This is a genomic window from Cryobacterium sp. TMN-39-2 (genome assembly GCF_004402745.1).
Taxonomy (GTDB): Bacteria; Actinomycetota; Actinomycetes; order Actinomycetales; family Microbacteriaceae; genus Cryobacterium; species Cryobacterium zongtaii.
On record NZ_SOFX01000015.1, the window covers coordinates 1 to 6810 of the forward strand.

Genomic DNA, 6810 nt, shown 5'->3' on the forward strand with positions numbered 1-6810 from the left:
AGCAGTCTGGCCACCGGCGCCGGCCAGACCGCCGACGGCGCCGCCACCCTGAGCACCGGCGCGGCCTCCGCCGCCGACGGCGCGGCGAGCCTGAGCACCGGCGCGGCCTCCGCCAGGTCCGGCGCTGAGACCCTCGCCACCGGCGCCTCGTCCCTCAGCGACGGGCTCGTCGGCCTCGAGGACGGCGCGGGCGAACTGCGCGACGGGCTCACCGACGGTGTCGGAAGCATCCCGGACACCGACGCCCAGACCCGCGACCTGCAGGGCTCGACCATCGCCGACCCGGTGAACCTGCAGAAGGCGGCGGTGACCTCCGCCGGCACCTACGGCGCCGGCCTGGCCCCGTTCTTCGCCAGCCTCGCCGGCTGGATCGGCATCTACGCCCTGTTCCTGATCGTGAAGCCGGTCTCCCGCCGCGCCATCACGGCCCTGCACTCCCCGGTGAAGATCACCCTCGCCGGCTGGCTCACCCCCGGCATCCTGGGCCTGCTGCAGATGGCCGCCCTCTTCGGCATCCTCACCGGCGTGCTGCACTTCGAGGTGCACAACCCGGTGGGCACCTACGGCATGATGGGGCTGGCCGCACTCACCTTCGCCGCGATCATCCTGGCGCTCAACGTCTGGCTGGGCAGCGTGGGCCAGTTCGTGGGTCTGGTGCTCATGGTGCTGCAGCTGGTCACTGCCGGCGGCACCTTCCCCTGGCAGACCCTGCCGGCACCGCTGGCGTTCCTGCACCATGTGGTGCCGATGAGCTACGCCGTCGACGGCATCCGCCAGCTGATGTACGGCGGCAACCCGGCAACCGCCCTGAACGACGCCGGGGTGCTGCTGCTCTGGCTCACCGGGGCGCTCGTGATCGCCGCGATCGGTGTGGTGCGGATGACGCACTTCCGCACCCTGCGCGACCTCAAGCCCAGCCTGATCGGCTGAGAAGCGCAGGAAAAGGTGCCACCAGCATCTCCCCGCACCAGATGCCCCGTGGGCAGCAAAACCTGCTGCCACCAGAGGATCTACACTTACACTCATCTGGTCCGAAGAAGGGGTGCGTCACCAATGGTCGATGTTTACACGATGACGCTGAGTCTGAATGTCTTGCGGCACCTCGGGATTAGTCTTTACAGCAGCAATCCGGCAGTACTTTCTGAGGCAGTCGCCAACGCCTGGGATGCCGACGCTCGTCGCGTTGACATCCAAATTGACAAGGTCAATGGTCAAGTGGTTGTTCAAGACACGGGTGTCGGAATGACGCGCGATGAAGTGAATCAGCGCTACCTCAAAGTTGGGTTCGAGAGGCGCAAGTCGCTGAATGGGGCCACTACATCAAGCGGTCGCGCAGTGATGGGCCGCAAGGGTATCGGGAAACTGGCATTGTTCAGCATCGCCCGAATCATCCGCGTAGAGACTGTTAAAGACGGCGAAAAGAGTGCTTTCGAACTCAGCCTGGATGCCATCGACAAGATAATGAACGGCAAAGACCCAAACGCCACCCAGAGCTACATGCCGAAAGAACTTCCCACAGACTCGATTGACTTCCTTGTCGGCACTCGCATCACACTCCTGAGTTTGACTAAGGGGCTTGAACAGACCGCTTCGAGCCTCAAGCGTAGGCTGGCACGCCGATTTAGCGTCATCGGGAAGGACTTCGAAGTCTTCATTGATGGCGATCCTGTCACAGCTGCCGACCGGGACTTTTCGCCATCCGTTCAATACATCTGGGTCTATGGCAACGACGAACAGCGACGGGCGCTGAAGAAGAAGGCCGCGAAGGCTACTTCCAAGCAAGACCGCACCAAATCTCTTGACATCGACGAGACAATGACAGGCTGGATCGGCACAGCGTTTGAGTCGAACGCACTTAAAGATGCCGATAGCGGAGAGAGTCTAAACAGGATCCCCCTCATGATCCGAGGCAAGCTGGCTCTCGAAAACATCCTCGACAGCATCCCGGACGTCGGCGTATACCGCAACTATCTTGTGGGCGAGATTCACGCAGATTATCTCGACGCCGACGGTCAAGAAGACATCGCCACGAGTAGTCGGCAGAGCATTCGTGAAGATGATCCTCGCTTTCGTGCTTTGGTGAAATTCATCCGCGACGAGATGAAAAACATAAAGACCAAGTGGACCAACCTTCGTAACGAAGGCGGGATGAAAGCTGCGCTTGACATTCCCGAGATCAATGAGTGGTACAAAACCATCGGAAGCGACCACAAGCGACGTGCCGAGAAGATTTTCGGAAAGATCAATCAGCTAGGGTTGGCGACCCTCGACCGCGACGAGCTGTTTGCCCAGGGTGTTCTCGCATTCGAAGTCATGAAGCAGCGCGAGAACCTGGATGCTCTCGACGATCTCGGACCATCCGATATTCAGTCGATCGCGAAGGTATTTCAACACAGTTCACAGCTCGAAGAAGTGATGTATCACCGAATCGTTCAGCAGCGGCTGGCGGTCATCAACAAGATGACTGAAATGGTCAAGAACGGTGACCTCGAGAAATACCTCCAGGAGCATCTTTTCAATCACCTGTGGCTTCTGGATCCTGGATGGGAGAGAGCATCGTTGCCGACAATGGAGACGTCGATGAAGACGGCCTTCGCCGAGATTTCCACGAAACTTACAAAGGAAGAACAAGACTCTCGCTCCGACATCCGGTATCAGAGGACGTCTGGCCAACATGTAATCGTTGAGCTCAAGCGCGCCAACGTTGTGACCGATACAGACACCTTGCAGCGCCAAATCAGAAAGTATAGAAACGCGCTCATCCAGTGGCTGCAACACCATAACAAGGGCGGTGAGTCAATCTCGGTCGTCTGCGTGGTTAATAAGCCTCTGCGGGACTGGAGCGAGTTCGATGGAAAGAAGACAAGCGTTGAAAGCCTCAAGGCGTACGACACCAGAGTTCTGATGTACGACGAGTTGCTTGCTACGGCGAAGACCTCTTACGACGAATATCTGCGTAAGTCTGAGGAGGCCAGCCGTATTCAGATTGTCATGGACGCGTTGTCCGCTAGTGTCCGGAGAGCTGCGGTGCTTAGGGAAGCGGAGGAGCTGGAGGAGCTGAGCAACCTGGCCAAACTGGATGACTTCGCAGAACCTGACCTTTCTCCCAATTCGACAGAGAGTGAAGAACTCGTGTCGACGAATTGATGTCCCCTCGCTCTCGTAAGCTGTAGACAGCGCCTGAGCCAAGGGAATTATTCAGTGGAGCCACCTCTCACCTTCGTGCCTCGCGCGAGCCCAAATTTTCGCGCCGCGGAGTTCTTTGCAGGTATCGGGCTCGCGCGCCTAGGACTTGAACGGTCCGGCGTCGGAGTCGTCTGGTCCAATGACATTTCCGCTCAGAAAGAGCGTGTGTTCACGTCTCACTTCGGTGAATCAGCAAACCATGAATTTGCGTTACAGGACCTGGGCACTATTCCCTTGAACAAACTTCCACAACGGCTCGACATGGCCTGGGCATCATTCCCCTGTACTGATCTGTCCCTAGCAGGAGGTCGGGCAGGCCTTCACAGGGGCACTTCAAGCTCCACGTTCTGGCATTTCATAAAGGCATTGAGCGCGCTCGGAGAGGGGCGGCCTCGACTTGTAGTACTTGAAAACGTAACCGCTTTCGCTACTAGCCATTCCGGAAAGGACATCGAAAGCGCCATCCGCGCACTGAACGGTCTGGGCTACTCAGTGGATGTACTGAGCATCGATGCCAAGCGGTTCGTTCCTCAGTCACGCCCTCGCCTCTTCTTGGTAGCGAGCCTCAATCCGCCCGAGTCCAACTCATCCGCATCGGATCTTCGGCCTGGTTGGCTCGACTCAATATTCCAGAACCACACCCTGCGGACGCACCAAGCGGCCCTCCCGCCTGCCCCGTTGGCATCGACTGAACGGCTACGAGACGTCGTGGAGCATTTCACGCCCGACGACTCGAGGTGGTGGGACGAGGAACGTGTCGGGAAATTTATCGCCTCACTCTCGCCTCATCAATTCAAGCGATTCGAACTTCTTAGACATGCCGAAGAACCGAGCTACCGAACAGGCTATCGACGAATGCGTGACGGCAAGCCTCGATGGGAGCTTCGTGCCGATGACATAGCGGGATGTTTGCGAACAGCCCGCGGTGGATCCTCAAAACAGGCTGTCGCAGTCCTGGGAGGTGGAAATGTTCATATTAGGTGGATGACCCCCCTGGAATACGCACGGCTGATGGGTGCCGGAGACTATTCACTCAAAGGGATCGCGGACGGCGAGGCGTTCAATGGTTTCGGCGACGCCGTCTGTGTTCCGGTTGTCGAGTGGCTTGCGGCTGAGTACCTTGTACCTGAACTGCAAAGGACAGCACGGGGCGAATCGCCCGATACGGCTGTTCTGAACGCTGAGAACGTCGACTTTCTCCTGTCAAAAGCCGCCGTCTAGCTGAGATTCGGCGTCTTCAACTGCCCAGGTGCAGGCATCCCGCGTCAACGCCTAGGGGTTCGATGGAGTTCAACGGAGGCAAGCGGACAAGGATGAGTTGTGCGGCTGCTCTGGCTCACCGGGGCGCTCGTGTTCGCGGCGATCGGCGTGGTGCGGATGACGCACTTCCGCACCCTGGGCGACCTCAAGCCCAGCCTGATCGGCTGACGGAGTTGATGACTGGCCCACTTTAGCCAGTGCGCGAGGGCGTTGACTAGCAAAAGTGGGCCACCCTCGTCGCGGCCGGCGGAAGTGGGATCAGAATTATTCGAACACGTGTACTATTCAAGATGTGCGTGAGACGACCCCGACCGGCAGCCCCGTGCTGCACGTGGATGCCGACGCGTTTTTTGCGTCGGTCGCGCTGCTGTCCCGGCCCGAGCTCACCGAGCGGCCCGTCGCCGTCGTGGCCCACGTCTACATCGCCAGCGCGAACTATCCCGCCCGCGCGCAGGGCGTGCACTCCGGGATGCTGGCCCAGAACGCACTGAGGCAGTGCCCCGACCTGACCTTGATCGATGTGCCGCGTGCGGAGGTCGAAGAAGTGGGCGATGCCCTCTTCGACATCTTTCACGACAGCGCCACGGCGGTGGAGCCCGGCTCGATCGAGGAGGCCTTCCTCGACGTCGGCGCGAGCGACTGGGCAGCTGCCATCGACGCCGGCCACGCGCTACGCCGTCGGGTGGCCAGCGAACTCGGCATCCCCATCAGCGTCGGGGTGGGCAGCACCAAGCTGATGGCAAAACTCGCCTCGCGCCGGGCGAAGCCCGACGGCCTGTACGTGATCGAGTCCGACGAGGAAGCCGACCTTCGCACCAACCTGCCGATGAGTGACGTCTGGGGAATCGGCGCCACCACGCTCGAGCGACTCACCCGTATCGGGGTGTTCAAGCTGGGCGACGTCGACGGCATCCCGCAGAACGAACTACAGCATGTCTGCGGCACCGCCATGGCGCGGCGACTGTGGCGCATTTGGGAGGGCACCGACGATGCCGTCGTGCGCCCGCTCGAACAGCGCTCCTCCCTCACGGCCGAAGGATCCACCGCCGGCTACGCGCGGCCGGACAGGACGCCGACCGAACTGGCCGAGGCGTGTGTCGAGCGGCTCTGCAAACGCGCCGAGCGGGCGGGCCTTGCGGGCACGGGAATTACTCTCACCCTGCGACCGGAGACCGGCGGGAAGGCGGTTGTGCTCAAGCGGTCCCTCGTCGCGGCGACGAGCGGCCGGGCGACCTGGCTCGCCGTGGCCGTCGACCTGTTGGCCGGCGAGTCGGTGCCCAGGCTGGCCGGGATGCGGGTCACCCTGACGGGACTGCTTCCGCTCGACCGGGTGCAGCACACCCTGTTCTGACCAGGTAGAGGTGTTGCCATTCGAGCAAGGTAATTTGCAGATTCGCTCGCGCGGCCCGCACTATCGACTGTAGGCACACGATAACTCTGAGGGGTCGGCCCATGACGCACAGCTTCGAGAAGGACTACTGGGAACAGCACTGGGCGCAGTCCGGCGGCACCACCGCGGCAGGCAGGGGCGAGAGCACGGCGAACCCCTATCTGGTCCGCGAGACCAGTGGTCTTGCGCCGGGCACCGCGCTGGATGCCGGGTGCGGCAGCGGCGCGGAAGCCCTGTGGCTCGCGGGGCAGGGCTGGAGCGTGATCGGCGCTGACATCTCCGCTGCGGCCCTCGGCCAGGCCGCCGTGCGGGCGGCGACGGTCTCGATGGCCGACCGCGTGACGTGGGTCCAGGCCGACCTCACCACCTGGGAACCGGACGGACTGTTCGACCTGGTGGTCACCAGTTATGCGCACCCGGCCATTCCGCAACTCGCGTTCTACGACCGCATCGCGGATTGGGTCGCCCCTGGTGGCACGCTGCTGATAGTCGGGCATCTGCACCATGCCGGCGGCCCGGCGCACACGCACGACGGCCCACACGAGCACACCGGCGCGCATGACGACACCCCGCACCGCGTCCAGATAGACCACGACGACGAGCCACCCGTCGAGGCGACGGTGACCCTCGCGGACATCACCGGGCGCCTCGACTCGCTGGTATGGCTTATTGACACCGCAGAGGAACACACCCGTCCCGTAGCCACGGGCCGTCCGCTCCACGACGTCATAGTGCGGGCCAGCCGACTCGCCTGACCGCGGGCACGACACACACGCAGTCACGAGGTCTCGACAAGCTCGACCAACGGGAGGGGTGCGAGCTCAGGCCGGGTCGCTGGGTCTCGACGAGCTCGACCAACGGGTGCGACCGCTAGATGTACTGCCCAGGCAGGTTAGTTAACCGCGTGATCGGTGGCTTGCCTCCGATGGCGGTGTGGTGCCTGTGGTGATTGTATTCGTGGAGCCATGCTGGCA

General features: G+C 61.8%; 5 protein-coding genes and 1 pseudogene. 5 read left to right on the top strand and 1 reads right to left on the bottom strand.

Annotated elements, in window-relative coordinates:
• The 5 genes from E3O57_RS04945 to E3O57_RS04965 form a co-directional block, all read left to right on the top strand.
• Positions 1 to 930: YhgE/Pip family protein (locus tag E3O57_RS04945; RefSeq protein ID WP_166804759.1), on the top strand; the 930-nt coding region annotated here is incomplete at its 5' end.
• Positions 931 to 1053: 123 nt separating this feature from the next.
• Entirely contained in the window at positions 1054 to 3147 is a 2094-nt protein-coding gene (locus E3O57_RS04950; RefSeq protein WP_103478973.1) for an ATP-binding protein, read from the top strand.
• Between the two features lie 75 nt (positions 3148 to 3222).
• Positions 3223 to 4407: a DNA cytosine methyltransferase gene (locus E3O57_RS04955; RefSeq protein ID WP_174776309.1), complete on the top strand. Its 1185-nt coding sequence runs from the start codon at positions 3223 to 3225 to the stop codon at positions 4405 to 4407.
• Positions 4408 to 4738: 331 nt separating this feature from the next.
• Positions 4739 to 5797, top strand: a complete 1059-nt coding sequence (locus E3O57_RS04960; RefSeq protein ID WP_165787896.1) for a DNA polymerase IV — start codon at positions 4739 to 4741, stop codon at positions 5795 to 5797.
• 101 nt (positions 5798 to 5898) lie between these two features.
• A complete protein-coding gene (locus E3O57_RS04965) occupies positions 5899 to 6591 on the top strand; it encodes a trans-aconitate 2-methyltransferase (protein WP_103478970.1) in 693 nt (230 codons plus the stop codon).
• 115 nt (positions 6592 to 6706) lie between these two features.
• Here the strand turns inward: E3O57_RS04965 and E3O57_RS04970 are convergent.
• Positions 6707 to 6810 (bottom strand): annotated as a pseudogene (locus E3O57_RS04970) (IS481 family transposase); the annotation flags it as partial.